This window comes from Cereibacter sediminicola (assembly GCF_007668225.1).
Lineage (GTDB): Bacteria > Pseudomonadota > Alphaproteobacteria > Rhodobacterales > Rhodobacteraceae > Cereibacter_A > Cereibacter_A azotoformans.
In genome coordinates this window covers 1-1,112 of record NZ_VDEK01000109.1, presented here as the reverse complement: position 1 = coordinate 1,112, position 1,112 = coordinate 1, and the positions used below count along the sequence as shown (strand labels likewise).

The following is a 1,112-nucleotide window of genomic DNA, read 5'->3' as shown; positions in this document are numbered from 1 at the left end:
GGTGAGGCTGTCGTTGCCCCCGCCGCCGGTAAGGACGTCGTCGCCCGTGCCGCCGTCGAGGCTGTCGGCGCCGCCCTGACCCTCGAGCGTATCGTCGCCCGCACCGCCCGCCAGCGTGCTGGCGCCGGTCGCGCCGCCAAGGTAGTCGTTGCCGGCGCTGCCGGTGATCGAGGCGCTCTCGAAGTTGGCCAGGTGGACGTTACGGTAAGACCCGTCGCTCAGATAAACGACGCTGTTGTAGTAGCCGTTGCCATAGACATGCACCTGCGTGGCCGTCTGGCCTTCCGACGAGATGCCGGAATAGTCGAGCACGACGAGGTCGCTGCCCTGGTGGCCATCGAGATAGCCGCTCGGAGTTCCCGGGCTGCTCAGGAAGAAGCCCGCGTCCACCGTGTCGTTGCCCGTGCCGAAGGTGCCGGAGAGATGCTCGATCCCGTCCGCCACCACGGCGCCGTTCACCGTGACGTTGCCACCGGCGATCGACACCGCCAAAGCCGCCGTCTGGCTGCGGTAGTCGACCTCGAGAACATCGATGTCGGCACCGCCATGGCTGCGGTCGCCGAGCGAGTCCGACAGGATCAGGTCGTTGCCCGCATCGCCCCAGACCGTGTCCGCCCCGGTGCCGCCGTCGAGCGTGTCATGGCCCGCACCGCCGGTGAGGCTGTCGTTGCCCCCGCCGCCGGTAAGGACGTCGTCGCCCGTGCCGCCGGTCAGGATCATTGGCCCACATCCATCTTCAGAGTGACCTCACGATTGAGTGAACCAAATCCTCCTCTTACGCCAGCTGCTTTCGAGCATTCCGCGCAATGCGAAGCAGGCTGACAAAATGGAACTATGACGTGATTAAAAGCCAAACGTCGCAAACTCATGATCATTCCAACTAAGCATCAGACCTCTAGAGCACTAGGGCTAGGACGTTAAAATTCTATGTCAAGATTGTTGTTGTCCCGTGCGGCCTGCTGCGTCATCTTGACCATTCAGGCTCCAGACCCACTGATTTGGGGCGGTTCGCGTGATTCAGGCTCCGCAAGGAGACCAGATCGATGAGCAATCTTTACTGGCTGAGCGACGCCCAGATGGAGCGCCTCAAGCCGTTCTTCCCCAAAAGCCAT

At 62.9% G+C, this 1,112-nt stretch carries 1 pseudogene; it reads right to left on the bottom strand.

The window, feature by feature from the left end:
• Positions 1-720 (bottom strand): annotated as a pseudogene (locus tag FG154_RS20545) (calcium-binding protein); the annotation flags it as partial.
• Positions 721-1,112: the final 392 nt, after the last annotated feature.